The 25161-nt window shown below is 66.1% G+C and carries 26 protein-coding genes and 1 other RNA gene; 13 read left to right on the top strand and 14 right to left on the bottom strand.

Annotated elements, in window-relative coordinates; all coding sequences use genetic code 11:
- Nucleotides 1-5: 5 nt before the first annotated feature.
- Together H6717_15000 and H6717_14995 are read right to left on the bottom strand one after the other, a co-directional pair.
- Nucleotides 6-1094 (bottom strand): hypothetical protein, encoded by a 1089-nt coding sequence (locus H6717_15000; GenBank protein MCB9578330.1) that lies wholly within the window; start codon nt 1092-1094, stop codon nt 6-8.
- Nucleotides 1095-1208: 114 nt separating this feature from the next.
- Nucleotides 1209-1415 carry a hypothetical protein gene (locus H6717_14995; GenBank protein MCB9578329.1) on the bottom strand — a complete coding sequence of 69 codons (207 nt, stop codon included), beginning with the start codon at nt 1413-1415 and terminating at the stop codon, nt 1209-1211.
- A 980-nt stretch (nt 1416-2395) separates the two neighbouring features.
- Between H6717_14995 and H6717_14990 the strand changes: the two genes are divergently transcribed.
- Together H6717_14990 and H6717_14985 are read left to right on the top strand one after the other, a co-directional pair.
- Nucleotides 2396-3568: a hypothetical protein gene (locus H6717_14990; protein MCB9578328.1), complete on the top strand. Its 1173-nt coding sequence runs from the start codon at nt 2396-2398 to the stop codon at nt 3566-3568.
- Between the two features lie 87 nt (nt 3569-3655).
- Nucleotides 3656-4669 carry a hypothetical protein gene (locus tag H6717_14985; protein MCB9578327.1) on the top strand — a complete coding sequence of 338 codons (1014 nt, stop codon included), beginning with the start codon at nt 3656-3658 and terminating at the stop codon, nt 4667-4669.
- A 57-nt stretch (nt 4670-4726) separates the two neighbouring features.
- On the opposite strand, the gene H6717_14980 is transcribed toward H6717_14985, so the two are convergent.
- Nucleotides 4727-4927, bottom strand: a complete 201-nt coding sequence (locus H6717_14980) for a hypothetical protein (protein ID MCB9578326.1) — start codon at nt 4925-4927, stop codon at nt 4727-4729.
- 21 nt (nt 4928-4948) lie between these two features.
- Here H6717_14980 and H6717_14975 point away from each other — a divergent pair, with 21 nt between their 5' ends.
- Nucleotides 4949-5341: a hypothetical protein gene (locus tag H6717_14975; protein MCB9578325.1), complete on the top strand. Its 393-nt coding sequence runs from the start codon at nt 4949-4951 to the stop codon at nt 5339-5341.
- A gap of 237 nt (nt 5342-5578) precedes the next feature.
- Nucleotides 5579-8323 (top strand): phosphoenolpyruvate carboxylase, encoded by a 2745-nt coding sequence (ppc, locus tag H6717_14970; protein ID MCB9578324.1) that lies wholly within the window; start codon nt 5579-5581, stop codon nt 8321-8323.
- A 2-nt stretch (nt 8324-8325) separates the two neighbouring features.
- Here ppc and H6717_14965 read toward each other — a convergent pair whose 3' ends face one another.
- The 3 genes from H6717_14965 to H6717_14955 form a co-directional block, all read right to left on the bottom strand.
- A complete protein-coding gene (locus H6717_14965; protein ID MCB9578323.1) occupies nt 8326-9594 on the bottom strand; it encodes a type II toxin-antitoxin system HipA family toxin in 1269 nt (422 codons plus the stop codon).
- Nucleotides 9591-9866: a helix-turn-helix transcriptional regulator gene (locus H6717_14960; protein ID MCB9578322.1), complete on the bottom strand. Its 276-nt coding sequence runs from the start codon at nt 9864-9866 to the stop codon at nt 9591-9593. Before H6717_14960 ends, H6717_14965 begins: the two co-directional genes overlap by 4 nt.
- A gap of 117 nt (nt 9867-9983) precedes the next feature.
- Complete coding sequence (locus tag H6717_14955) at nt 9984-11066, bottom strand: PAS domain-containing protein (protein ID MCB9578321.1); 1083 nt, start codon at nt 11064-11066, stop codon at nt 9984-9986.
- A 206-nt stretch (nt 11067-11272) separates the two neighbouring features.
- Between H6717_14955 and H6717_14950 the strand changes: the two genes are divergently transcribed.
- Complete coding sequence (locus tag H6717_14950; protein ID MCB9578320.1) at nt 11273-12508, top strand: response regulator; 1236 nt, start codon at nt 11273-11275, stop codon at nt 12506-12508.
- Nucleotides 12496-14802: a response regulator gene (locus tag H6717_14945; protein MCB9578319.1), complete on the top strand. Its 2307-nt coding sequence runs from the start codon at nt 12496-12498 to the stop codon at nt 14800-14802. The genes H6717_14950 and H6717_14945 overlap by 13 nt, the downstream gene beginning before the upstream one ends.
- 3 nt (nt 14803-14805) lie before the next feature.
- Here H6717_14945 and H6717_14940 read toward each other — a convergent pair whose 3' ends face one another.
- On the bottom strand, nt 14806-15714 hold the full coding sequence (locus tag H6717_14940; protein MCB9578318.1) for a hypothetical protein: 909 nt from the start codon (nt 15712-15714) through the stop codon (nt 14806-14808).
- A 128-nt stretch (nt 15715-15842) separates the two neighbouring features.
- Here H6717_14940 and H6717_14935 point away from each other — a divergent pair, with 128 nt between their 5' ends.
- The 3 genes from H6717_14935 to H6717_14925 all read left to right on the top strand — a co-directional run bounded on the left by H6717_14935 (nt 15843) and on the right by H6717_14925 (nt 17801).
- Nucleotides 15843-16442 carry a hypothetical protein gene (locus tag H6717_14935; GenBank protein ID MCB9578317.1) on the top strand — a complete coding sequence of 200 codons (600 nt, stop codon included), beginning with the start codon at nt 15843-15845 and terminating at the stop codon, nt 16440-16442.
- Between the two features lie 177 nt (nt 16443-16619).
- Nucleotides 16620-17270, top strand: a complete 651-nt coding sequence (locus H6717_14930) for a peroxiredoxin (protein MCB9578316.1) — start codon at nt 16620-16622, stop codon at nt 17268-17270.
- A 159-nt stretch (nt 17271-17429) separates the two neighbouring features.
- Entirely contained in the window at nt 17430-17801 is a 372-nt protein-coding gene (locus H6717_14925) for a hypothetical protein (GenBank protein ID MCB9578315.1), read from the top strand.
- Between the two features lie 6 nt (nt 17802-17807).
- On the opposite strand, the gene H6717_14920 is transcribed toward H6717_14925, so the two are convergent.
- The 3 genes from H6717_14920 to H6717_14910 all read right to left on the bottom strand — a co-directional run bounded on the left by H6717_14920 (nt 17808) and on the right by H6717_14910 (nt 19422).
- Complete coding sequence (locus tag H6717_14920) at nt 17808-17960, bottom strand: hypothetical protein (GenBank protein ID MCB9578314.1); 153 nt, start codon at nt 17958-17960, stop codon at nt 17808-17810.
- Nucleotides 17961-18127: 167 nt separating this feature from the next.
- Nucleotides 18128-18952, bottom strand: coding sequence for a hypothetical protein (locus H6717_14915; protein ID MCB9578313.1), 825 nt, complete (start codon nt 18950-18952; stop codon nt 18128-18130).
- On the bottom strand, nt 18943-19422 hold the full coding sequence (locus H6717_14910; GenBank protein ID MCB9578312.1) for a hypothetical protein: 480 nt from the start codon (nt 19420-19422) through the stop codon (nt 18943-18945). Before H6717_14910 ends, H6717_14915 begins: the two co-directional genes overlap by 10 nt.
- A gap of 68 nt (nt 19423-19490) precedes the next feature.
- Here H6717_14910 and H6717_14905 point away from each other — a divergent pair, with 68 nt between their 5' ends.
- Together H6717_14905 and ssrA are read left to right on the top strand one after the other, a co-directional pair.
- The gene (locus H6717_14905) at nt 19491-20030 is read left to right on the top strand and encodes a tetratricopeptide repeat protein (protein MCB9578311.1); all 540 of its coding nucleotides are present in this window, start codon (nt 19491-19493) and stop codon (nt 20028-20030) included.
- A gap of 93 nt (nt 20031-20123) precedes the next feature.
- Nucleotides 20124-20476, top strand: a transfer-messenger RNA (tmRNA) gene (ssrA, locus tag H6717_14900).
- Between the two features lie 715 nt (nt 20477-21191).
- On the opposite strand, the gene H6717_14895 is transcribed toward ssrA, so the two are convergent.
- From H6717_14895 to H6717_14880, 4 genes are read right to left on the bottom strand one after another with little or no spacing between them, the layout of a single operon-like run.
- Nucleotides 21192-21599, bottom strand: coding sequence for a type II toxin-antitoxin system VapC family toxin (locus H6717_14895; protein MCB9578310.1), 408 nt, complete (start codon nt 21597-21599; stop codon nt 21192-21194).
- Nucleotides 21583-21801, bottom strand: a complete 219-nt coding sequence (locus H6717_14890; protein MCB9578309.1) for a hypothetical protein — start codon at nt 21799-21801, stop codon at nt 21583-21585. The genes H6717_14895 and H6717_14890 overlap by 17 nt, the downstream gene beginning before the upstream one ends.
- 5 nt (nt 21802-21806) lie before the next feature.
- On the bottom strand, nt 21807-22184 hold the full coding sequence (locus tag H6717_14885; protein MCB9578308.1) for a hypothetical protein: 378 nt from the start codon (nt 22182-22184) through the stop codon (nt 21807-21809).
- Nucleotides 22168-22443 carry a hypothetical protein gene (locus tag H6717_14880; protein MCB9578307.1) on the bottom strand — a complete coding sequence of 92 codons (276 nt, stop codon included), beginning with the start codon at nt 22441-22443 and terminating at the stop codon, nt 22168-22170. Before H6717_14880 ends, H6717_14885 begins: the two co-directional genes overlap by 17 nt.
- Nucleotides 22444-23029: 586 nt before the next feature.
- On the opposite strand from H6717_14880, the gene H6717_14875 reads away from it, so the two are divergent.
- Nucleotides 23030-23854 (top strand): serine/threonine protein kinase, encoded by an 825-nt coding sequence (locus tag H6717_14875; protein MCB9578306.1) that lies wholly within the window; start codon nt 23030-23032, stop codon nt 23852-23854.
- A gap of 266 nt (nt 23855-24120) precedes the next feature.
- Complete coding sequence (locus H6717_14870) at nt 24121-24804, top strand: response regulator transcription factor (GenBank protein MCB9578305.1); 684 nt, start codon at nt 24121-24123, stop codon at nt 24802-24804.
- The last annotated feature ends 357 nt before the right edge of the window (nt 24805-25161 follow it).

The following is a 25161-nucleotide window of genomic DNA, read 5'->3' as shown; positions in this document are numbered from 1 at the left end:
CGCCGTCACTGGGGCGCTTGCTGCGTCCCGTTGCAGCCTTCGAGGCTCGAAACGGCGCCGCTCTGCTGCGCCACGAAGCACTGGTCCGCACAGCAGGCGGGGTCGGCGAACTGGCCGCTGTCGGTCTTGCGGCAGATGCCATTGCGATCGAGCTCGGCGTTCTCGCAGCGGACGTCGCAGCAGTTCATCGGGATGAACTGGCCGTTTTCGGTGTCGCGGCACAGGGCCTGGCCGTTGGAGGCGATCTCCAGGTTGGCGTTCGCGCAGCGGTTGGGCGCGCAGCAGGCGGACAGCGCATACTGGCCCGTCGCGGTCTTGCGACACACGCCGCTGTCGTCGAGGGCCGTGCCCTCGCAGTCGTCCTTCTCGCAGGCCACGATGGCGTCGGAGCCCTCGCCGCCGCAGCTGGCTACCTTGTCGCCGCAGCAGTCCCCGAGGGTGGCGCAGGCTTCGTCGCACCAGCAGTTGCCGCTGGGGGCGGCGTTGCCGCAGGCGCCCGCGCAGCTGTTCTGCGCAGTGGGCTCGGGCTTGGTGAGTTCCGGGCAGCTGTCGCTGAAGTCGGCGCAGCAGTCGCCGAAGGTCACGCACTGGGCGTCGCACCAGCAGCTGCCGCCGGTGCCCTGGTCGCCGCAGGACGACGCGCAGCTACCCGCGGGGGCCTCTTCCGGCGCCGGGGGCTGCAGGTCGAAGCACTGGTCCGCGCAGCACGCCGCCAGCGCGAAGCGGCCGGTGTCCTCGTAGCGGCAGTAGTTGTTGATGATCTTCGCGCCCTCGCACAACGCGTCGCAGCACGCCGCCGGGACGAACTGTCCGTTTTCGGTGTCGCGGCACTGACCTTGGGCGTCGATCGTCGCGTTCGCGCACTCCGACGACTTCGCGCAGCACACCGAGGGAGCGAACTGTCCGTTGTCTCGGCGACACACGCCATTGGCGTCCACCGCGGTGCCCGCGCAGTCCGCCGCCGTCGGGCTGTCCGCCTTGCCGCCAATCTTCACGCGGGGGCCGTTCTGCTGCTGATTCGAGCCGGAGCCCCCAGAGCTGTCGCTGGAGCAGCCAATGGCCAGCGGCGCGATCAGAGAAGCAGCGAAAATCATTGCGGAAAATGAACGAATCATGAGCAGACCCCAATTGGCGTGAGTAGGTGAGCCGCCGACAGCGACCTACAGACACCTACATATATATCTGGAGCGACTCAAGACAATTTTCGCTCAGGCGTACAGGTTGAGCCGAGAGCCCACGTCCGCGCCCGGCTCCGGCGCGTTCACCCCCAGGTTCTGCCGCGGGTCGTCGTCCTTCGGAGGAACGTAGACCTCGCTGCCCGCGACCTCGCGGGTCGGGTGCGCGGGATCGATCCCCTTCTTGGCCAGCTCCACGTCCGCGCAGTTGCGGCAGAAATACCCGTTGACGAGCTCCAAGTCTCGGAGAGCGGCACACGCTGGCACGCCTTGAACGAAAAGTCGTGGCTCTCGGTTGGTTCGACCGTTTCGGAGGGCGCACAGGACTGCCGAGCTCCGCGATGTCGCGCAGCGCTTCCATCACGGGGTTCTCGAGAGCTTCAGCTGTACGACCTTCGCCAGCGAATGGAACGCGAGCAGCGTCGGCGCGAGCAACCGAGAAAAGAACGATTCGATGTCGAATTTGCTCGACAAGACTTCGAGCGCACGGCTCCGAGGGATCGCGTCTCGCGTCACGATGCCAGCGTGCGGGAGCACAACTGCGCGCTGTGTGCGTTTCGGTTCGGTTTCGATTTCCAAAGCATCCCGCGCTCTGAACGCGCACCAGCGAGGCACTGTAGGAGCCAAAAATTCGCGTGGTATGTCGATGGGAACCCAAGGGGGACTCATGTCGAGCCAGAACCACGAACGTCACGAATCCGATGGGCAGCAAGAGCTCGGTGCGCTCTCGAACGACGCGCTTTGGCAAAGTACGCTCACGGCGAACGCCGCTCGTCGCCGTGCGATCGCACGACTTCTAATGCATCTCGCGCTCATCGAAGAGCGGCGGCTGCACCTAGACCCACTGTTCACCTGGGTTGACCACCATCGGTGCCACTCCGGCGAGAGCGACGGACAGGTGCCGCCGCTGCCGCGCGTCGTTCGATGGCGGACCAAGCGGCCGGAATGTCTGCAACGATGGCGATCCGAGACGAGTGCGAAGCGGACGACAGAATTCGACACCGCGAAGACGATTTCAGTTGACGAGATTTCGGACGCTCCGCGCTCTCATTTCGTCGCTCTCGTTCGCACAGTGCCTGCGCAGCACACGTGCGCCCACTGGGCGCGCGTTCGAAAGCAAATCGCTCTTCGAGCTGTCCGCTCTGCGAAAGCGTCTCGAGAGGGCGCTGAAGAAGGCGAAATTTCCCATGGTATGTCCGGGGAAACCACGGGGGTTTGTCATGTCATCGTCCAAAGCCATTTCCGTAGAACCGTCTGCCACCGAGCGCACTGCGCTCTCCGCACTTCAAGACCTCTCCAATCGCGATCTCTGGTCCAGCGCGGTCGTGGCCAACGCCGGTCGGCGCAAAGCCACCGCGCACTTGGTCGCCCACCTCGCCGAAATCGACCGGCGCGAGCTCGTGTTCGACGAGGGATACTCGTCCATGTTCGACTTCTGCGTGCGTGGCCTCGGGATGAGCGAGGGCACGGCGTATCGGAGCATCGCCGGGGCGCGGGCAGCGCGCTCGTTTCCGGTCGTGCTCACGCTGCTCGCGAGCGGAGATCTGCACCTTTCCGGGCTTTCGCTCTTGGCTCCGCGGCTCACGCAGGAAAATCACAGTGCGCTCCTGGAAGAAGCCGCCGGCAAGACCAGCGCGGGGATTCGCGTCGTGCTCGCGCGCTGGTTCCCCAAGCCGGACGTTCCGGACCAGGTGAAGCCGCTGCGCACTGGCGGAAAAGGTCCGGCGCCGGGCGTGGAGCCGCTCTCGGAAGGGCGCTTCGAGGTACATTTTAGCGCCGGAGAGTGCCTGAAAGCGAAGCTCGAGCACGCCCAGAACCTGATGAGCCACGTGAGCCGCGAGCTGGAGGTCGTGGTCGAGCGGGCGCTCGACGCGCTGATCCGCGAGCTGGAGAAGAAGCGCTGGGGCGTTACGGACAAGCCGCGCCGCTCCCGCGGAACGAAGCCGGGCGAGCCCGGCCGTGCGGCCCGGCGCGAGGTGTACGAACGCGACGGGGCCCAGTGCTGCTTCGTGTCGGAGTCCGGTGTGCGCTGCACGGCGACGGCGTATCTCCAGTACGACCACATCGAAGCCACCGGCGTTGGTGGTGGCGATGGCGCTTCCAATGGTCGGGTGTTCTGCGCCAGCCACAATTTGAATGCGGCCAAGAAGACCTTCGGCCGCGAGTACGTCGAAGAGAAGATTCGCCTTCGTCAGCGAAGGCGTTCAGACACCGAGGACGCTGCGGATGCCGACGCGCGGGAGAAGCAAGACAAGCTCCTCTTGGCGCTGACGAGCCAAGGCTTCAAGAAGGCCGAAGCCACGAAGGCGACGGAGAAGCTCGCTGCCGAAGCCCGCAGCCTCTCGCTGGAAGAGCTGCTCCGTCGTGCACTGGCATTGCTCGTTCCCCGGTAAGCGCGATGCGCGCGGGCTGATTCCGCGCCGAACGACGCCGGGCCGCAGCTTGTGAGAGAGGACCGACTCAGGTGAGCACTGGGGTTAGTGCGCGGCTACTCGTCGCTCTACGATCTGTGCGTGCGCTGCCTCGGGATGAGTGAGGGCCAGGCGCACCGCAGCGTCTCCGGCGCGCACGCGGCGAAGAGCTATCCCCTCGCGCTGGAGATGATCGCGGATGGCCGCTTGCACCTCACCGGGCTTTCGCTCATCGCCAAGCGCCTCACGCCCGAGAATCACGCTCAGCTGCTCGAAGACGTGGCCGGCAAGACCAAAGCGGACATCTTGATCGTACTCGCGCGCTGGTTTCCGAAGCCGGACGTTCCGGATCGCGTGGAGCCGCTGTCGGCCGGGTCGCGCCCTTCCGAACAAGGTAGTTTGGGCCTGGACGGCGCGCCGCGTTCCCGCGTGGAGCCGCTGTCGGAGGAGCGCTTTCTCGTGCATTTCAGCGGCAGCGCGGAGCTGAGAGCGAAGCTCGAGCACGCCCAGAACCTGATGAGCCACGTGAGCCGAAAGCTCGAGGTCGTCTTGGAACGTGCCCTCGACGCGCTGATTCGCGAGCTCGAGAACAAGCAGTGGGGCAAGACCGAGCGGCCGCGGCGCTCCGGGGGTCGCAAGGACCGAAGGCCGAGCCGTGCGGACAAGCGTGAAGTCTACGAACGCGATGGAGCGCAGTGCGCCTACGTCTCTTCGTCGGGTGTCCGCTGCACGGCGCGCGCGTTCCTTCAGTACGACCACGTCGACCCGCGCGGCAAGGGTGGCGGTGGCGAAGCGCGCAACGGTCGTCTTCTGTGCGCGGCGCATAACGATCTCCACGCACGACAAGCCTATGGCAGCGAAGTCATCGACGAGAAGATCCGCCGCGCCCGATCAAGGGCGGAGCAGGGTGGCGCGGCTCAGAATGCGAAGGACAAGTGCGACAAGCTCCGCGTGGCGCTCGTCACCATGGGCTTCAAGAAGACCGAGTGCTGCAAGGTGGTCGCGGCGCTCGGCACAGAGGCCGAACGCTTGCCCTTGGACCAGCTGATTCGGGAGGCGCTGCGCAGGCTCACGCCGCGCTGAGCCTCGCTAGCGAAGCGTCGTCTCCTGTTCCGAGCAGGAGGAGGAGAACCGAGATCGTCAGTCTTCGGCGAGCGACGCCCGAAACGCTTTGATGGCCTGCGTCAGCGTTGGGTGCTCGAGGTGGGCCTCGAGGGAGCGGACGGCGAGACCCGCCAAGCAGACGCTGGCATCTCGAACCTCGTAGCGGACCTCGTTCAGCACGTGGAACTGCAGCCGTGGTTCTTTGCGGCGGCGACCAGAGTGGTGCGAGCGTAGCATGTGTTCGCTACCATCGAGGGCATGGCGAAACGGCGCCGCCCGGGTCACTACTGCTGGAGCTGTCGGCGCCACAAGCCGAACGAGAAGTTTTCAGGTCGCGGGCACGGGCGACACTTGTGCCGCGAGTGCGCGCACCTCGGCAAGGACGAGCTCGAGTTTCGCTCGATACAAAACGACGTATCCCGAGCGATGCGGGACCACAGTCTCGTGCCACGGAAGCATCGCGGGTTCATCGAGGGGCTGCTCGCACATTCGAACGCGCGCGTGCGCGACCTCGCGCAAAACATCCTCGAGCATCACGCCAACGTGAAGGCGCAGCTCATCGCCGCGCGCCAAGCGAGGGAGGCCGAGGAGGAGCGGCTCTTGCTGGAACTGCCCGACGCCGAGCTCGACTACGACGACATTCCGTTCTGAGACGGCGCGGAGGGTCTCGTTGGAGAAGGACGACGGGAGTCGGCGCCCGGCGCGACCTTCGCCAGCGAATGGAACGCGAGCAGCGTCGGCGCGCATTCGAATGCTGCGGAGGCCGAGGCGCGGGAGAGGCAAGACGAGCTCCTGCCGTGACGTTCGTGAGGTTCCGCGGCGGACCAACATCCAATTGTAGAGGCTCCGGCACTTTCGATCGACAGGGCGCGGTGCCAAGCTGACGCCGTGCCGAATGACGAACATCGCCCGCTGGCCGACGACGTGCGGCGGCTGGGCGCCACGCTAGGACAGGTGATCGCGCGGCTCTCCGGACAGCAGACGTACGAGGCCGTGGAGTCGCTACGAGTGGCGAGCCGCGACCGGCGTCGCAACGGCGGTGCTGCGCTGGGCGAGCTGTTGGCCCGGGTGGACGCACTGCCGCTTTCGGTGGCGGCGGACGTGGCTCGGGCGTTCACGCTGTTCTTCTTGCTGATCAACACCGCGGAGCAGGTGCACCGCGTGCGGCGCCGGCGACAATTTTCGTCGGACCAACCGAAGCACGCCTCGCCGCGTTGGCTGTTCGCGCGCTTGAAGGAGAGCGGGGCGGACGCCGAGGCGGCGCGCCGCGCGATCGCGGCGCAGTGGGTGCGGCCGGTGCTCACGGCCCATCCCACCGAGGCCACGCGGCGCACGGTGCTCCTGCTCCAGAGTCGGGTGGCGGACGCGCTCTTGCGGCGGGACCGCGCGGAATCCGACGCCGAGCGCGCGCGGGCGGACGTGGACCTCGCGGCAGAGGTGGAGCTCTTGTGGCTCACCAGCGAAGTGCGCCACGACCGGCCCAGCGTGCTGGACGAAGTGAGCAACGTGGTGTGGTACCTGTCGGATCGGTTGATGGATGCGACGGATCACGTCGCGCATGCCTTCGATGCGGCGTTTCGCGAGGCGTACGGCGAGCCCCTGGGCGTGCGGGTGCCGGTGGAGCTCGGCTCCTGGGTGGGGGGCGACCGCGATGGCAACCCGTTCGTGACGCCGGAGACCACGGTCTCGGCGGCGCGCCGGGCGGGGCGCGCGGTGCTGCTCTCCTACGAAGCGGATCTCCAACGCTTGATCGAGCAGCTGAGTCTTTCTGCCGGCATCGCGGAGCCCCCGGAGGCGCTACGCGAGCGCGTGGCGGAGTACAAGGCGCTCTTGTCGGAGACCTGGGAGCGGAACGCGCGGCGAGACGCCGACGAGCCGCTGCGCCTTTTGTGTAGCTTTGCCGAGGAACGCTGTCGGCGTCGCCGGCGCATGATCGAGGCTCGGGATTCGGGAGAAGCAGCGGAGGATCCCGCGGCCTATGGCGAGCCCGAGGCGCTGCTCGCGGATTTGGAGCTGTGCGCCACCGTGCTCGAGTCCGCGGGCGCCACTCACACCCTGGACGCCCACGTGATGCCGATGATCCGTCGGGTGGAGCGCTTCGGCTTTCACGGCATGGAGCTCGACATGCGCGAGGACAGCTCCGTTCACGCGCACGCGCTCGAGCAGATTACCGCCGCCGTGGGCGTGAGCACGCCGGACGAAGCGAGCCTCACGCGGGAGCTCCTCGCGCGCCGGCCGCTGATCTCGCCCTACACCGAGCTGCCGGAGGACACGCGCAAGGTGCTCGGCGTGTTCGACGCCGTGCGCCAGATCCAGAGCGAGCTGGGCGTGCGTGCCGCGGACACCTTCGTGCTCAGCATGGCGGAAACCCCCGCCCACGTGCTGGGCGCGCTGATGCTCGCGCGGGAGTGCGGCCTGGTGGATCTCGCGGGCAGCGCGCCGAAGAGCACTCTGGACATCGTGCCGCTGTTCGAGACGGGCTCGGATCTCGAAGGGGCCGAGGGGACGATGCGCGCGCTGTTCCAAAACCCCGCCTACCAGCGGCAGCTCGCCGCGCGCGGCAAGCGCCAAGAGATCATGCTCGGCTATTCCGACTCCGCCAAGGACGTGGGCGTGTTGGCCGCCGCGTGGATCTTGTACCGCGCGCAGGAGCGCTTGGTGCGGGTCGCGAGCGATGCCGGCGTCGCGCTCTCCTTGTTCCACGGTCGCGGCGGCACCGTCGGCCGCGGCGGCGGATCCCCGGTGTATCGGGCCTTTTCCGCGCTGCCGCCCGGGAGCATTGGCCCCGGCGTGAAGGTCACCGAGCAGGGCGAGGTCATCAGCCAGAAGTTCGGCATCACCAGCATTGCCGAGCGCAGCCTCGAGATCATGCTGAGCGCCGCGGTGATGGCGAGCCGCACGGACTTCCGCAAGGACCTGAAGAGCGGAGAGCTATCCGGCTTCGAAGCCACGATGGAAGATCTGTCCCAGCGCGCCTTGGCGGTGTTTCGCCGCACCGTGCACGAGAGCCCGGAGCTGTTTCAGCTGCTGCAGACGGCGACGCCGCTCTCGGAGCTCGCCAACGTGCACTTTGGCTCGCGCCCGGCGTACCGCAAGAGCGGCACCGGAAGCATGAAGGGCATCCGCGCCATCCCGTGGGTGTTCGGGTGGACTCAGTCTCGTTTGTTGCTTCCTGGTTGGCTCGGCGCGGGCACGGCCCTCACGGACGTCATGGCCGCACCCGGTGGACTCGAGCGCTTGCGCGCCATGGCCGCGCGCTGGCCGTTCTTCGACGATCTGCTCTCCAAGATGGAGATGGTGTGCGCCAAGGCGGATCTGACGGTCGCGGAGCTGTACGTCACGGAGCTGGGCGGCAATCGCGCGCTGCTCGACGAGCTGTCCCAGGAGCTCGAGCGGACGGTGAGCGCCATCCTCGCGATCCGCGATCGCAGCGAGCTCTTGGAGGAGCATCGCTTCTTGCGCAGCGCCATCCGGCTGCGCAATCCGTACATCGACCCGCTCCACCTGCTGCAGGTCTCGCTGATCAAGAAGAAGCGCGGGGGAGGGCTGTCGGAGGCCGACGCCGAGCTCGTGGCCCGGGGCATCGGCTCCACCGTGAACGGCATCGCTCAAGGCATGCGCAACACGGGCTGAGCTCAGGGCGCGCCGAGAATGATGGCGCAGTGCTTGGCTCGCTCTTCGGTCGCGTCGCGGAGGCGCCGGAGCAGGGGGTGGCGGCCGTTGTCTCCGAGCTGCTCGAGCACTTTGTTGGCGGCGTCCGGAACCCGCACGGCGAGATCGCGCGCCATGCTCGAGACGAGCGCCGCATCGAGCCCCAGCTCTCCGGCGAGCTTTTCCCATTGGTGGCGACCGATGTCCCGCACTCGATACTTCCCTCCGATTTCCATCGCGAGCTTCAGCTTCTGAATGGGAAGAGCCGTGTAGGGCAGTGCGCTCGCCAGGTCATACAGCGGTGCCAGCCGGCACTGGCCCCCGGCACCGATGAGCAGGGAGTAGTTCTTTGCATGTGCATCCGGTCCGGCGACGACCCAGTTGAAGATCAACGCCGAGAGGAAGGTGCGGACGTCCTCTTTCTGTGCCGACGAGACGTCCCGCAGCAGGTCGACGATCGCTCGCGCACTGGGACCTCCCTCGTTCTCGTATTTGTTGGCCGGGTGCACGGAGAGCGCTTGGCAGATGTCCTCTTGGTGCACACGGACGATGCCTGCGTCGGTCGACTGGCGATCATACCGCTCTACTACGATCGCGATCTGGTCCTCGAAGCGCAGAACTTCGGAGAGCGCAGCGGGGATCCCCAGCTCGCGAGCCAGCGCCAGGCAGAAGTGCTCGTTCTCCGCGGATGCATCCAGATCGAGGATGCCCGGCTTCAGGATGTGCGTTGTCGGCGTGGCGCCGCTGGGAACTCCCCACCGCTTTCCGTCGAACAGCAAGGCTGTCTTGGGTTGCGCTCCCGCCAGGCTGAACTGGCCGTTGTCCGCAGCGGCTCTCCACGCGGAAATGTCCGCGCGCAGCGCCCGCAGTCGCTCAGCGACGCCGGCTTCGTCGAGCCAATCGACGGAGCCGCTCTGCGTGGGGTCGACGCTCGGTTCGAGGATGCGGAGGGCTCCAGCGCAGTCGGAGCCGACGTGTGCCAAGAGCGCGAACGCGTTCCGTGCAGATACTTGGAACCGCTGTGCCCAGCGCTCGAGGATCCGCTCGTTGTCCGGCAGGAGTCCCCACAAGAACGGTTCGACGACCGCCGCGCGGTGATGTCGTGCCGTCAGCGGCATCGATAGCGAGAGCGGGTAGGCGTCGGAACGCGACTGCCACTCTGCGTCGTACTCGAGGTCGACGCGCCCATCCCGCAGCGCGGAGAGGCGGCCGACTCGATTGCTGCCGACGTAGACGTGAAGCTCTTTGGTCATTTCGAGGGTCTCCGGGAACGATTGACTATCGAGCCCAAGTCGGAGGCGTTTGCGGGTTCGTTCTCGCTGGCGACCAGGGCCACGCCCAGACGCGCAAGGGCTTTCAGAACCAAGCCGAGCTCTGCCCGTGGCTTGCCTTGCTCGACCTCGTTGACCCACCAGCGGCTGGAGCCAATCGCATTCGCCAATGCCTGTTGGCTGAGCCCCTGCGCACGCCGCCTATCTCGGATTAGCGCCCCAATATCTCTGGAGTTGCGGAGGGTTAAAGACATGTAGGCGTTCGCCTTCCTCTTCGAACTGTAGGCGTTCGCCGACATTCTGCAACTGTAGGCGTACGCCTACAGCTCGGGCGCGACGGGGTTCGCGCCGGGCCGACATCCAGAAGACGATCAGGCGACGGATTGGGCCGAAGCCAATGCCGGGAAGCTCAAGGTGACGGTGGTGCCTTCTCCCGGCGAGCTGCGAAGGTCTGCACGTCCGTCGCAGCGGGCGGCGAAGGCGAACACCATGGCCAAGCCCATGCCGGTGCCTTGCTCGCCCTTGGTGGTGAAGAAGGGCTCGAAGGCGCGGAGCTTCACTTCCGGAGTCATGCCCACACCGGTGTCTTCCACGGCTACCCAGCCGCCGGCTTCGGTGAGACCCGTGCGCAGGGTCACCGTGCCGCCCTCCGGCATCGCGTCGAGCGCGTTGAACACCAGGTTCACGATGGCCGCGAGCAGCTCCGAGCCGTTCGCGCGCACCATCACCGCGCCATCCAACTGCGAGCTGATGCGCACGCGTTTGTCGTGCTTGAGCGTCTTGGCGTAGCAGAGGTCCACGGCCTCGCGAGTGACGGCGTTCAAGTCCACGGGCACCACGCCGCTCTCCGGCGCTTGCCGCGCGAACTCCCGCAGGCGATCGATGGTCTGCGTGCCGCGCTTCAGCACACCTGACATCTGATCCAGGATCTCCCCCGCGCGGGCATCGGACTTCGTCTTGCGGCGGAGCAGCTCCACCTGCAGCCCCAACGGATTGAGCAGGTTCTTGAGATCGTGGGCCACGCCCACGGCCATCTCACCGAGGGCGCGGAGCTTGTGCGACTGGCGCAGCGCCGTCTCGAGCCGCTTGCGATCCGTTACGTCCAGCGAGAGCACCACGATGCCCTCCTGGCACGGACGGATGCGAAGCTCGAACCACGCCTCCGTTCCGTCTTCGTACTTGAACAGATTCTCCACGGTGTCGGCGGCGCGCTGCTCCATGCAGCGCTGCATGACCTCGAACACCTTGGACTGCTCGATGCCCGGGTAGCACTCGAGCAACGTGCGCCCGAGCAGCTCCTCCGGCGTGCGCCGCCCGTGGCTGGCGGCTGCCTCGTTCACGTACAGATAGCGCCAGTCGGGAGCGAGCACCTGCATCCCTTCGTGGAGCGAATCCAGAACGACGTTGACGAAGACGGACTCGGGACCCGCGGTCCCCCCCTGTGATTCGGCCATCGCACCAACACTATAACAGCGCTTCTCGGTTATTGGACTTGATCAGTTGCGCAACTGAACGACTGTGCCGTGCGTCTCACATCGAGACGTAGGTTTCGGCGCGCGCATGCGACGGGGTGGTATAGTCGTGGTTCTCTGATCGGTAGGAGGGCAGAAGCTTGAGAGTGGGGGCAGTGCACGAGGCAGCAGGTGGGGGCACGCTAGCCGTGCTTGCAGTCGACGACCGTGCGTCCAACCTGGACGCGGTGACGGCAGTGCTGGAGGAAGTGGAGTGCACCGTCGTGTGTGCACGTTCCGGCCACGAAGCGCTCGAGTTGTTCTCTCGACAAACGTTCGCCGTCGTCCTGCTCGATGTTCAGATGCCCGGGATGGACGGCTACCAGGTAGCCCATAGCCTTCGCAGCAACGACGGGCGTCGGGACGTTCCCATCATCTTCATGACCGGAACCGAACACGCGCGGGACGACGTTCTGAAGGGCTATGGCTCCGGCGCGGTGGACTACCTGCACAAGCCGATAGACGCCGACGTGCTGTGCAGCAAGGTTCGCGTATTTCTAGAATTGGCGGCGGCGCGAAGGGCCGCGGAGGAGGCCAACGTAGCGCTGGAGCGCAACTACGCGGAGCTTCGCGAAACGTCCTTGGCGCTGAGGGAAGCGCACGGGCGTCTCCGCGCTGCGTACGACCAGCTACGAGAAACCCAGGCGCAGCTCGTGCACAGCGCCAAGATGGCGTCCCTTGGCGAGCTCGTGGCCGGCATCGCCCACGAGATCAACAACCCACTCGCGTTCACGAGCAGTCACTTGGCCACCACGCAGGAGAGCCTCGGCGCTGTCTCGAACGAGGTGAAGCCATGCTTGTCGGAGGCCGGGGCCAAGCACTGGGCCCGAGCCTCGGAGCGGCTTTCGGGAATGAGACTCGGGCTAGAGCGCATCTCCGACTTGGTCGTGAAGCTGCGCACGTTCTCACGGAAAGACGAGGAGCAGCTCAAGGTCATTAGTGTGAAGGAGAGCGTCGACGCCGTGCTGACCATACTTGGACACCGCCTCTCCAGCTCGATCCGTGTCGAGTTGGAGCTGGGCGAACCCGACCGTATCGAGTGCTATGCCATGCTCTTCAATCAAGCAGTGCTGAACTTGATCGCCAATGCGCTCGATGCCATCGAGGGGACAGGGGCCATCACGATCCGAGCAGGTCGGTCCTGCGCCCACTATGAGATCTCGGTGATCGACGATGGTAGGGGGATACCGGATGACATTCGTGAAAGAGTTCTAGAGCCCTTCTTCACGACCAAGGATGTCGGCGAAGGAACTGGCCTGGGGCTTCCCATCACCTACGGAATCGCTCGGCAGCACGGCGGGGAGCTGGAGCTTGGGCCGGCGCCCGGGGGCGGGACGATGGCGACAATTCGAATTCCGTTGACGGAGTCCGTGTGTCCAAGCTGATACCGCAGGGAAAGCCGAGCGTGCTCATCGTGGACGATGAGCCGCAGGTGCTCATCGCATTGGAAGACGTCCTCTCCGACGAGTACACCGTGCTGGTAGCCGACTCCGGCGCGCGTGCACTGGAGCTCCTGTGTGCCCAGCGCGACGTCGCGGTCGTCGTGACCGATCAGCGCATGCCCGCCATGTCGGGTGACGAGCTCCTGGCGCGAATAGGCGAAACCTCGCGTGCAGTAAGCATACTTCTGACGGGATTTGCGGACTTGTCCGCCGTCGTCCGCGCGGTGAACGAAGGACGTTTGTTCGCATATGCGACCAAGCCATGGGATCGGGAGGACCTGCGGCTCAAGGTGTCAAAGGCCGTCGAGCATTACCAATTGACCTGTGCCCTGTTGCGAGAACGACAGCTGCTTCACGATTTGATGAACAGCACGCCGGACGCCGTCTACTTCAAGGATCGAGATCTTCGCTTTGTTCGGGCGAACTCCGCATGCGCTCGCTACTTCCGCGCCCCGATGGACGAGCTGCGTGGGAAGCGGCTGACGCAGTGTGGCGTGCTACCAGAGGAAGCGGAGCGCATGGAGCTCGATGAGCGCCGCGTCGTCGAAAGCGGAATGGCCGTGCGAGACTCGCTCAGTCAGCTCGCAACGGAGCGCGGGTCCCGGTGGCTGTCCACCACGCGAGCCCCAGTACAGGGAAGCGATGGATCCGTGACGGGCATCGTCGCGATTTCTCGCGACGTGACGGAGCGCATCGAGGCGGTCAATCGACTCGAGGCGCAGACGGCGCTGCTCAACTCCGTGCTCGACTGCATGGGGGACGGCGTCGTCGCCGTGGGCACTGACGGGGAAGTCCTGCTTTCGAATCAGCGCGCGGAGCGCCTGATCGGGGCGCACGTACTCCGGGAGCATCCGAGCCTCTGGCCGGACGCGCTCGGGATGTACCTTCCAGATCGAGCAACGCCACTGCCTGACAGCGACAACGTGCTCGTGCTCGCGATGAGCGGCGCACCTCGGCGCGAGGTCGAGGTGTATCTGAAGGCCGGCCCCAACCCAGGTGTGAGTCTGGCGATTACCGCCACCGCATTGCAAAGCACGGATGGAACGCTGATCGGAGGAATCGCCCTCCTTCGCGACGTGACGCAACATCGGCGTCTGGAGCAACAGCTCTCGCAGTCTCAGAAGATGGAGGCTATCGGCGTTCTGGCAGGCGGCATAGCGCACGACTTCAACAACCTGCTGTCGGTGATCGCGAGCTACTGCACCTTCGCGCTGGAAGAGCTCGGGCCGCAGCACCCGATTCGTGAGGAGATTACCGCAATTGTGGAGGCGGGACGCCGCGCGTCGGCACTCACACGGCAGTTGCTCGCCTTTAGCCGAAAAGGGATCGCCCAACCCAAAGTGCTCGACCTGAACGGCGTGGTGTTGGACAGCGAGAAGTTGCTCGGACGAATCCTGGGCGAGGACATCTCGCTGAAGTCCGAGCTCGGCGCGCCGCTCGGAGGCGTCCGCGCCGACGCGAACCAAGTCGAGCAGGTCATCCTCAACCTGGCGGTGAATGCGCGTGATGCCATGCCTTCCGGCGGTCGCTTGGCGATCGCCACGTGCGATGTCGAGGTGGGACCGGAGTCCTCGTTACCGCCCGGTTCCTACGTGATGCTCTCGGTCTCCGACTCCGGCGTGGGGATGGCGCCCGAAGTGCAGCAGCGGATCTTCGAGCCGTTCTTCACCACTAAACAGCCTGGGTTGGGCACCGGCCTCGGCCTCTCCACGGTCTACGGAATCGTTCGGCAGGCCGGTGGCCACGTGCAGGTGCACAGCGAGCCGGGGTGCGGCACTCGATTCGAGATCCTGTTTCCACGGGTGGAGGGCGAAGGTCACCTACGCAGGAGTCCGAGCATGGGGGCTGCGGTGATGGCCGACGAGCAGGCGACCATCTTGCTGGTGGAGGACGACCACGAGGTGCGTCGCGCGGCAGCGAGAATTCTCAACCGCTGCGGCTATTGCGTGATCGACACCGGCTCCCCGGCGGAGGCGCGCGCCGTCTGCGCGGAACGTGGTGAAGCCATCGACCTGCTCCTCACGGACGTGGTGATGCCTGAATTGAGCGGACCCAGTCTTGCGAAGGAGCTGTCGGCGTCATGCCCGAAGCTCAAGACGCTGTTCATGTCCGGCTATCCGGGGGGGACGACCCTGCGAGGCGAATCCTTCGACGAAGAAGCGCCCTATTTGCCAAAGCCGTTCACGCCGGCGTCGCTCAGCGCCAAGGTGAGAGAGGTGCTGCGCGGACGCGCCTGAAACTCATTGGAGGCCGACGAACGTGGCGATGACTGCGGACGCTCCGCGCGTGGGGACATCGTGGGTCCAGGTGTGGCTCACGACGCCCGCCGCCGAGGTGACGCGGGACACGAAGGAATGCGGCAGCCCGATGCTCTCGCCGTTGGTGAGCACGTGGTGCTGCGTCCAGCCGGACTCGTGGCTCAGGTTCACGTCTGGGTCGCTGCTGCGCAGGGTGATCAACGCGACCGCGAGTGAATTGGCCTGGGAAATGGCTGCATCCGTGGCCGCTTGCGTGGACGCCTGCGCCTGCATGGGGGAAGTGCCCGTCTGATCCACGCTTCCCGTAGGTAGCAGGCCGGCCACTTCGATCATGCCCCAGGTGACGCTCTGGTAGTTGCCGGGAGGGCCGCCCACGAGGTCCGCACTCACCGTGAATGGATCGCTCACACCGGAGGTGACGTTTTCGGCGACGAAGATGTAGCCCCGAGCGCCATGGGTTCCCGCGGAAGGAATGGTCTCGCCTTCGACCACGCGCTGATAGCTGTTGCCTTGGTTGTCGCTGACGCCATTGGGTTGGATCTTGCAGTTCTCGACCTCCGAGAAGCAGCTGATGCCGACGATCACCGCGTTGCCCGGGGTGGGCTGCTGTAGAAACGAGACCTGCGCCTCCACGTTGTCGTCGATGTCGATGTCCGTGACCTGCACGATGGAGATCGGCGCGGCACTGCCGCCGGCGCCTGCGCTGCCTGCGGCGCCAGCGCTGCCCGCAGCTCCCGCGTTGCCAGCGCTGCCTCCAACCCCGGCGCTTCCGCCCGAGGCGGCGTCCGCGCCTCCGCCAGTGCCGCCTCCCGCGTCGGGCCCTCCGGCCTCGAACTCCGAGCCCCCGCAACCCAAGCTCAGACACCCACAAAGCACCCAATAAGCTCGCATTCCAATAGCTTACGTTAGCGGAGAAGCACAGGCTACAGTGCGCGTCCGTCGTGCACCGCTCACTGCTCGTTTTCGCACTTCCATTGCTCGCGCTCTGGCCACGGGTCGCGCGCGCAGACCCTTCCACCGTGAGCTTCGCCGTGGCGGGCTGGGCCGGAGAACAGCAAGCGCCCCTCGACGCCGTGAACGCCACCATTCGCAGGGACGGCTTCAGCCCGCTGCCGTCCGTGCGGCGCATGGCGGGGCTGGATGTGCAGGCGGTGTACTCCCGCACGCGGGCCGGTGTGTCCTTGGGCGCGGGCCGCGCCACCACCAAGGATCCGAGGGAGGGACGCGAGCTCGTCAGCTGGCTGAGCACCGTGGGCATCCAGGCCGGCGTGGACGTGCTGCGCTACCGAACGCTGTCCGTGTTCGTGTCCGCGGGCATTGTCGCCGGGCGACTCAGCCTGGAGTCCAGCGATGCCCGCCTGTTGCTGCTCGACGGCCGGACTCACGACAAGGCCGCGTTCGGGTTCTCCGCGCTGCCCCTCGAGATCGGCACCGAGCAGCTGATCCCCGTCGGCAAGGCTTCGCACGACGAAGCGTGGGTGCTCATCTTTGGCGTGCGCGGCGGCTGGGTGCAGCAGCTCAGCGGCGGGTGGGACGAGCTCGACGCGACCGCTGGGGATCTGGATCTATCCGGCCTCCGCGGTCGGCTCGTGCTCGGCTTCGGCGCCGCGAGTCTCTAAGGCGCCGAGCGACGCTGTCCGTGGTCCCGACGGGGACACGGATGCAAATGAACATGAAATTCATTTGCATGGAAAGCGCAACAATTACCAACATTTGCGGGCCAAACACCCGAGTTTGCGCGCATTCGGAGCGAACCCAACCCCGCGCCTCCTGGCTCGAACGATCCAAGGAGGCCAATGATGGAAACCAAGCTCAACATGCCCCTCTTGGGCGACGACTTTCCGAACCTCGAGGTGCAGACCACGCACGGTCCGATGAGCATCCCGAAGGATCTCGCGGGCAAGTGGTTCGTGCTCTTCAGCCACCCGGCGGACTTCACGCCGGTGTGCACTACCGAGTTCGTCGCGTTTCAGCGACGCGCTGCGGACTTCGAAGCGCTGAACACCACGCTGATCGGCATGAGCGTGGACCAGGTGTTCTCGCACATCAAGTGGATCGACTGGATCAAGGAGAAGCTCAACGTGGAGATCACCTTCCCGGTGGTCGCCGCCAACGATGCCATTGCCAGCCAGCTCGGCATGCTCCATCCGGGCAAGGGCTCGAACACCGTGCGCGCGGTGTTCATCGGCGATCCGCAAGGAAAGGTACGGCTGGTGCTCTACTACCCGCAGGAGATCGGTCGGAACATCGACGAGGTCGTGCGCGCCGTGAAGGCGTTGCAGCTCTCCGACGCGCAAGGCGCAGTTCCTGCGAACTGGCCCAACAACGAGCTCATCGGTGATCGGGTGATCGTGCCCCCCGCCAAGGACGTGAAGACGGCCCGGGAGCGCCTCGCGCAGTACGAGGGCTTCGACTGGTGGTTCGTGCACAAACCCCTGGAAAAGTGAGCGTTTCGCCGGGCGGGCCCCGCAGCTCGGGGCTCGCCGCGGCGGGCGGGGCGGGCTTTTTCCGCGGCGGACCAACACCATGATCGTGAAAATGTCGGTCCGCCGCGGAACCCCACGGTCCGACCCAAGCACACCGGCCCTCCGCGAGTTGAATACGACATGCGACGCGTCGCGTGGCTGCTCTCGGTGTCCGCTGCGGTAGTGCTCAGCTATCTGGCGGCGGTGCCGGTAACGCTCTTCGCGCTCGCGCTCACGGGGGAGACGGGGCGGAGGGTGATGTGGCGGCAGCCGTGGGTGGTGGAGGCATACTTTGCGCCCGCCGTGGTGGCCGCGAAGTCTACGCGGCCGCTGTCCAACCGCTACTGGGCGACGGTGGAAGAAGCGGAGCACATGGGCTGGGAAGCGCGCTGCCGGGTGGTGAACTTCCGCATCCGTCGTACGGCGCGGGGCGCGGAGCTGGTCAGCGCGGGCGCGATGATGGGCGGTGGCTGCCTGGTGAGCTGGCGCTGTCAGCCGCCACCGGCTCCGTGACGGCGGCTACTTACGGGGCGCCTTCTTCGCTTGCGGCTTTTCCGCGATGCGCAGCACACGCTTGGAGACGACGGCGAGGCCGGCGGGTTGCATGCGACCGGCGGGCAGCAAGCGCCGCAAGCGCTCCAGGTTGCTGTCGGACCATTGCTCGGGATCCACGCGGGGCGTGAACCTGCGGGCGTAGCGTTCGGAACACGAGCCACACGGGGCGCTGCTTTTGGTGATGGCTGCGGAGCCAGCGCCGCCAGGCCGAGAGGTTCTTGGCGAAGAACAGCGGGGACGGCGGTGCGGCGGGCATCCGGGAACGGTGCCATGGGGGCGCGGTTTCAGTCCATCAGCTCCGCCGGCGGGCGATCCGTGAAGGCGCCGGCGTCGAGCCAACGCTCGACGGCGCCGGTCGGCACTTCCAGCTTCTTCAAGCCCGGTACGATGAGCGTTCGCAGCGCATCGACCAGGGCTGCGTGGATGATCTCGCCCGGCGGTGCGCCGTGGGCGCCGAGCTCCGGCAGGTGCTCGGGATCGATCGGGCTCTCTTCTTTCCACACGCGCAGGTTCAAGTACGCCATGGGCAAGATCCAGCGACCGACGCTCTGTCGCGTGTCGGCGTTGGTGGTGGCGAGGTGCGCCCAACCGATGCGACCGTGATCGATCTCGTCGCTCAAGAGCTCCTTGAGGGCGCGGCGCGCGAGCGTGCCGGTGGCGTGGGCGAGGCAGGTTTCCAGGAACGCCGTGGCGGTGGTTTCGTTGAGCACGCACTGGCCGACGATGTGCAGAGTGTCGCGCAGCTGTGGAGACGCGCCCTTGTGCGCGGGCACCTCGAGGGGGAGGCGCGGTGGGCTCGACAGCTCGCGGCCGGCGAAGCGTGAGGCGACGACGCGGCTGAGCTCCGTGTGGCGGTATTCGTCGTCGATGGCGCGCTCGGCGAGCTCGACGAGATCGGAGGGAGCGCCGCGCCGGCGGAGCGCCCCCGCGATCACGGTGAAGGAGTCGGCCACGCGGCGCTCCATGGCAGCGCGGCTGAGCCAAATCCCCGTGAGCTTGCGGCGCGCCGCCGGCGACAGCGCGTCGATGGCGGGATCTTGCTCCGGCAGCGGCTTGTGCGTGACGCGACCGCCCCAACGGCCCCGCGGCGAGTGCTCCGCTACTGACATGAGGTGGGCCAATCTCCGTTGTCCACGGCCTTCGAGTTGCCCATGCAGTGCCACTCGGCGCCCACGCACTCGAGGGGATACATTTGGCAGGTGCCTTCCGGACCCGGGCCGAAGCACCACGGTGCGGCGATCTGCTCGCAGGCGTCGAACGCGCCGCACACCTCTCGGCCGGACTTGGTGATGGGCCAAGCCGCGTCGCAGAAGGCTGCGTCGACGATGTCCGGCGGGCTGTCGAGCGCTGCGTCGGGCGGCGTGGCGGCGTCGGGCGGCGTGGCGGCGTCCGGCGCGACGAACACGTCCGGCGCGCCCGCGTCCGCTTGGACACCGGCCTCGGGCTTTGGTGGCAAAGGCGTGGCGGCGTCGGGGCTCGCGAAGGCGTCCCCATCTTTCGCGATGCTGCCGCCGCACGCAGCAACGCTCCCAAGCGAAATGCCGACTCCGACGACGGCGTGAAAAAGCTTCGATGTCACGATGAACCCTCCACGGCTCAGTATGGCGACGGCTGTCATGCAGTCCATTGGAACCTTTGGAACGCATCGTGAAGCCACGTGGAATGATGGCCAGCGTCGACAAGGAGGGGAGCGGCGCTGTAGCGTGGCGCGTGGTGAAGCGGATCGCGTGGTTTTTGGTGGGCGGTCTCGTCGCTTGCGCTTGCGGCGAAAAGCAGCCGCCGCGGGCGGCGAACGACGGCGTCGTCGTGGTGCCGACGGCCTCGGCCGAGGCCGAAGACGACGAAGCCGACGACGAACCCACGGCGGCGCCGCCGCAGTCGGTGAGGGGACTCGCCGCGTGCAACGACAACGCCACGGCCGCCGACCGGGCGGCGGCTCGTGATCTGTTCCAGGACGCCTTGCAGGACTTCGAGCGCGGCGACTACGCCGGCGCCACCAAGAAGTTCGAGCATGCGTACGAGATCAGCTGCGCGGCGCCGGTCCTCTACAATATCGGGTCCTGCTACGAGCTCATGGGCGACACGGACAAAGCCATCGCCGTCTTCGAGCGCTACCTCGCCTCGGACCCCACACCGCGCAACGCGGACGAGGTCCGGCGCCGCATCGAGAAGCTGCGAGATCGCTGAAACCCGCGGGAAAACGGGGTGGAGCAGTCACGCCTGTTGCATTGTGCGGGCGCTGACCTACATTGTGCCCACTCACGCCAATCACCCCACTACGGGGGCGATCGGTTTCGACGTGGGGACTGAAGATCAATCTGCGTGCACTGGCTCCCGGCCCAGTCAAAACCCGGGACGTATTAGTTGCGAACGACAACGCAATCGAAGCTCTCGCGGCCTAATAACCCGTGATAGCCGTCCAACCGCAAGATCGTCCTGGTAGCGGAAGGGCGCCAACCACTAGGGCTGGGTTGCCTGAGGGTGCTTTCGATAGGGCGACCGAGAAAAAGGCGAAGGCTAGGGCGTGGCCGAATCCACGAAGCCCCGTCACAGGGTCAATTGTGACTACGCACGTGAACGAAGGTTGATTGGACGCCTTGCGGACCCGGGTTCGATTCCCGGCGCCTCCACTTTGCAAAAGCCCGAAAGGGCTTTTGCCATTTTGTGGCCGGGAACAGGCCTCCTTTGAGTTGCGATAACTCGGATGGCGACTCTCGTGCTGCGCTAGCGCGAGCCTCTTTCATCGCCGGCTCGATTCCCGGCGCCTCCACCATTGCAATGAAATCGAACCACCATCCGCGACCTCCAACAAGTTCAAGCTATCGAACTTGCAGCGGACGCGGAAGTAGGGCCGGCCGACCTCTGGCTTCTCTGGAGTCACGGTCACCGGCCCGGTGAGCCGGCGGAGCGCCAGCGCCGAGCGCTCCGTGCGCTCGGCCAGGAGCTCGTTCAGCTTGCGGAGCCGGCTCAGCGGCGGTCCATCCGGTCGCGGATTTGAGGGCCAGGATCTCGAGCCGTTCCGCCGGAGCGAAGTGCGGGCGATTGGCCGCCGGAACCCGCTCGAATCGGGCACGCAGGAGTCGACGCTCGCGCTCGGCGACGGCGAGCTGTGCGCGGGCCAATGTGAGCTCGCCAGCGAGGCAGACGCGATGCAGCGGACTGTTCTCGGCCCAGGCGCGGACGAACGTCACGCCGCGATGGGCAGGCAAGTGCGATGGCACAAAGCCATCCGCGCTGGACATTGTCGGACCAGTCGCGGGGCAGCGAGATCGCGGGCGTCTTCACCGACGGATTGTCGAACGACACCGGTGGAGCGACAACGCATCCGCGGATTCAACGCGCGATTCGCTAGCCAGGCGCCGGAACGCGGATCAGATTCAAGCGGTGGATATGCTCGAAATGCGCATCCGCCGTAAGCAGACTTGCATCGTTGACCAGCACAGATGCGGCAATCCAGATGTCGTTTTCGGGAATAGGGCGCCCCTGTTTCTTCAGCTCCGTTTTCACGCGCCCGTACTCGGCCACGATGGGCTCGTCTACGGGTACAAAACGGCACTGTCGTGCGAGGTCCGACAGCTTCGCCAGGTTCGCGTCCACGGCGCGTGAGTTCAGGGCGCCGTAGGTCAGCTCTCCCAAGACCACGGCGGACAGCAGCACCTCCGGCGCGGCATCGAGGAGTTCAGCAACTCCCTCATCTCCCCGCAGCAGCGCGATAATGGCGTTTGTGTCAGCCAGTATTCTACCAGGACGCTGCATCGACGTGTTCGCAGTCCTGTTCAGCTTCGGACATCAGGTCCGCGTCCTCCTGGGAGAGCACCCCAGAAAACGCGCCAAAACTCGGACGGGTCTCAGCAACCCGGCTGGGCAGCTGATCGAGGATGTCCCGCACCTTCGCAATCTCTGCCGGACCGAGGCGGTGCAGCAGCTTCACGAGCTCGTCAATGTCTTTCGCTGCCACGGCGTCTAGCGTACGCGTGAGTCGAACGAGCGGCAACTCGATACCGGTACCTGACGGCGCCGCCTCCAGCCGATGCCGAGGCCCTGGGCCCGCGTGTCGACGTCCAGACGGGCCAGACGCAGCACCGGCAGCGGATAGGCGGGCAGGCGCTTTCGCAGGCGGGCGCTCGGCACGCTCGCCCGCTCGATCGAGGACGCCGCGACTGTGGCAAAGCCGACGATGCGAGACTTTGCGACCGCGACGTAGGTGACCGCCAGGTGCAGCTTGAACTGGTTCTGGCTCGCGTAGTGTTCGAAGAAACGGTCGAGGTCGGCCCGCCCACACGAGAAGCCGCTGCGGTTGTCTTCCTTGGCGAGGGGACGGATCTCAATCGTCTTCGCCACGCATCAGCTCCCGCAGGGCCGTCGTCGGCGCGGGTGGGCTTTGGACCAGGTCGGCGATGCGCTCGAAGGCCTTGTCCTCGACCACCAGGCGAGCGGGAACGAGGGCCTCATCGGGTAGCTCGCGGCGGGCCTCCATGAAGTAGAGCAGCGCCTGCTCCACCACGAAGTTCTTCTTCAGCCCATGGCTCTCGGTGAACCGGTCGAGCCGTTCCTTGGTGGCCTCCGAGATCGTGGCTGAGATCTGGCACTGGCTGCTCATGGTTGCCTCCGACGGACATGCCTAGCATAAGCATGTCCGACCATGGACAACCTAGGAACGTGACGGTGATCGGCAAGAGCGCTGACGCCGCTCGATCCGAACTTGGTTCCGACTTGGCGAGGCACGGCTCCGAAGGTGCCGTTGGCGCTTGTTGCGCACCCTTCAATCTTTCGGGGAGCTTGTCCGAGCACGGCGGCTCCTGTGCTTGCGGGGACCCGAGAGGCCGCGCGCGAGGTTCCGCGGCGGACCAACATGAACCTGAAGAGGGAGGGATTCTCCAGCCCAGTGCGCAGCGCGGGCATGGCGTGTCGGCTGGCGAGAGCGGATGCTTCGCGCTGGCGCTGGCTTCCGATGAGCTCGGTGGCGTTCTGCAGGCGATCCGTCAGCAGCCGCTTGCCCTGCCGACCGGCTCCGCATTGACGACCGTGCACTTGGGCACCCAGCTGCATGCGGAAGAACTGCGCAGACAGCGCGGCGCGGGAATGCGCGTGCTACTCACCTCAGGGTGGTGAGCAGTTGGACGAGGTGACTGGCTTGGCGTGCATGGGCCGCGCGTAGCGGCGTGAGCGAGACGAGGGATGTGGGGATGACGCAACGTTTGGGGCATACGCGGCGAGGGTTCCTGACGCTCGGGAAGCGCTACGAGCTGTTGGAGAAGATTGGGCTCGGGGGCATGGGGGCGGTGTGGCGAGCCCACGACACGCGGCTGAACCGCGAGGTCGCCGTGAAGGCGGCGTGTATCCAGATCCCGGAGGGCTCCACCTTGGCCAGACAGATGGAGCGGTGCCGGCGCGGTCTCGAGAAGGAGGTCGCGGTGCTGAGCGAGCTGACTCACCCGGCACTGCCCGAGCTCTACGATTCGACTGGGCTTTCGTTTGGCACGCCCTTCATCGCGATGGAGCTGATCGCGGGCCAGGGCCTGGATACGCTACGGCGGTTGCCGCCACGCAACGCGGTTTCCACGCTGCTTCCCGTCGCCAATGCGCTCGCGTTGATGCACGACCATGGGTTCATCCACCGCGACGTGAAGCCGGCCAACATCCTGGTGAAACGGGCATGGCAGACCGTGCTGATCGACTTCGGTCTTGTTTCGATTGGCGAACCCGTCTCGGACGAAGTCTTCGGAACGCCGAGCTACATCGCGCCGGAGTATCTGACTGGCCAGGGTTTGGACGCACGCTGTGACGTGTGGGCGCTGGGGGTCACGCTGTACGAAATACTGACGGGCGGGGTGGTGTTCTACGAAGACGAACGGCAGTGGGTGGCCCCGCCTCTGGCAGTCGTTGGCGATTTCGACTGGCCGCTCTCCAGAGTGGTGGGTCGTGCCATCGAGCGCGATCCCGAGGAACGTTGGCCGACGATGCGCGCGTTTGAAGACGCGCTGAGGGCGTGGTTGAGGGCGCAGCCGTGAGGGCAGGTCACTGGATGCAGTGACCATACGCTGCGACGAGATCGATCGCAGGGGGGAGAGGTGGCGATGTTGGTCAGCGCTTGCGCGTTGAGGACAGGGACAACTGCCCGCCGCGTATGCCTCCCACATGACGGATGACGTTCTTTTGCGTTGCTAGCGATTCCGCGGAGATCCGCGGGGCGAGCGACGACTGCTGTCGCACGCGAACACGGTTGGCGATTTGAAGCGAAACTACCAGGTGACCCCGGCCGAGAGAGCCGGGTATCATGAGGTCCAGAAGAGTGGGCGCGGGAAGCGGGGACGACGAGGTTATCGGCGTGCTCGTCGTAGATGACGACGAGGCGACGGTGCGCACGACCCTCCGGCTTCTGAAGCAGCAGGGCTACTTCGCCATGGGTTTCACCACGGCCGCGGAAATCTTGGAGCGAAATGCGGCGGATCCCTACCAAATCCTGATCTTGGACATCGCCTTGGACCAAGGCCAGAGCGGGATCGAGGTGGGCGAGCTGCTACGCGATCGCGGCTTCGACGGTCAGATCATCGCGCTGAGTGGCACCACGGATCGCGAGGTGAAGGCGGCGGCGCTCCGCAGAGCTGCGGACCAGTTCGTGATGAAAGGTGACGGTCCGGAAGTGCTGATCGCCAGCGTGGCTTCCGCGGCGAGGCACTGCGGCGCCCAGCTAGCTCTTCCGCTGTTGGAGGTGCTTGCGGAGGAGAAGGCGGTGCGTGTGAGAGGCCGTGGGATCTGGCTCGCTGACCAGGAATACGCCTTCCTTCGAGCGCTGGACGCGAAACGCAACCAAGTCATTCCGCACGAAGAGCTGGATCCGATTCTCGGAAAGGAGAGGGGAGCGCGCTACGCGCTCAAGTCGCGCGTGCAGCGGAGGCTGGGGCCGGCTGGAACGCTCATCATCAACGTGGAGGGCAAGGGCTACTCCTTGCTCGGCTAATCCGGAAACACAGGAACGCACATCGGCACACAGAATGTAAGGATCGTGTCTCTGGTATCCGCGACCTAGGCGGCGGAGGAATCAGGGCGCGGGAACACGAAGCAGCGGGAGGCTTCGGAAATGCGAAAAGCACAACGTGGAAGTGTTGCTGCGGTTTGGGCTCGCGGTGCGGTGGTCGCATCCGTGTTGGTATTTGCTGTCGGCGCTTGCGGCTCGGACGACAGCCCTGCGGACACCGGCGGGAAGTGTTCGCCAGTTGGAGCGACGCAAGCATGTACCGGACCTGGTGCGTGCGCTGGCGGGCAGGTGTGCGGCGCGGACGGGACTTGGGGAGCGTGCGATTGCGGTGGTGGTGGC

The sequence above is a fragment of the Polyangiaceae bacterium genome, assembly GCA_020633235.1.
Classification (GTDB): domain Bacteria; phylum Myxococcota_A; class Polyangia; order Polyangiales; family Polyangiaceae; genus JACKEA01.
This window is presented reverse-complemented; position numbering and strand designations above follow the sequence as displayed.

Coding starts and splice junctions, on each gene's coding strand:
- H6717_14870 (MCB9578305.1), top strand. CDS start 24,121: ATGAGGTCCAGAAGAGTGGGCGCGGGAAGCGGGGACGACGAGGTTATC.
- H6717_14960 (MCB9578322.1), bottom strand. CDS start 9,866: ATGTCTTTAACCCTCCGCAACTCCAGAGATATTGGGGCGCTAATCCGA.
- H6717_14875 (MCB9578306.1), top strand. CDS start 23,030: ATGACGCAACGTTTGGGGCATACGCGGCGAGGGTTCCTGACGCTCGGG.
- H6717_14930 (MCB9578316.1), top strand. CDS start 16,620: ATGATGGAAACCAAGCTCAACATGCCCCTCTTGGGCGACGACTTTCCG.
- H6717_14965 (MCB9578323.1), bottom strand. CDS start 9,594: ATGACCAAAGAGCTTCACGTCTACGTCGGCAGCAATCGAGTCGGCCGC.
- H6717_14880 (MCB9578307.1), bottom strand. CDS start 22,443: ATGAGCAGCCAGTGCCAGATCTCAGCCACGATCTCGGAGGCCACCAAG.
- H6717_14940 (MCB9578318.1), bottom strand. CDS start 15,714: ATGCGAGCTTATTGGGTGCTTTGTGGGTGTCTGAGCTTGGGTTGCGGG.
- H6717_14925 (MCB9578315.1), top strand. CDS start 17,430: ATGCGACGCGTCGCGTGGCTGCTCTCGGTGTCCGCTGCGGTAGTGCTC.
- H6717_15000 (MCB9578330.1), bottom strand. CDS start 1,094: ATGATTTTCGCTGCTTCTCTGATCGCGCCGCTGGCCATTGGCTGCTCC.
- H6717_14955 (MCB9578321.1), bottom strand. CDS start 11,066: ATGGCCGAATCACAGGGGGGGACCGCGGGTCCCGAGTCCGTCTTCGTC.
- H6717_14915 (MCB9578313.1), bottom strand. CDS start 18,952: ATGTCAGTAGCGGAGCACTCGCCGCGGGGCCGTTGGGGCGGTCGCGTC.
- H6717_14975 (MCB9578325.1), top strand. CDS start 4,949: ATGGCGAAACGGCGCCGCCCGGGTCACTACTGCTGGAGCTGTCGGCGC.
- H6717_14990 (MCB9578328.1), top strand. CDS start 2,396: ATGTCATCGTCCAAAGCCATTTCCGTAGAACCGTCTGCCACCGAGCGC.
- H6717_14895 (MCB9578310.1), bottom strand. CDS start 21,599: ATGCAGCGTCCTGGTAGAATACTGGCTGACACAAACGCCATTATCGCG.
- H6717_14980 (MCB9578326.1), bottom strand. CDS start 4,927: ATGCTACGCTCGCACCACTCTGGTCGCCGCCGCAAAGAACCACGGCTG.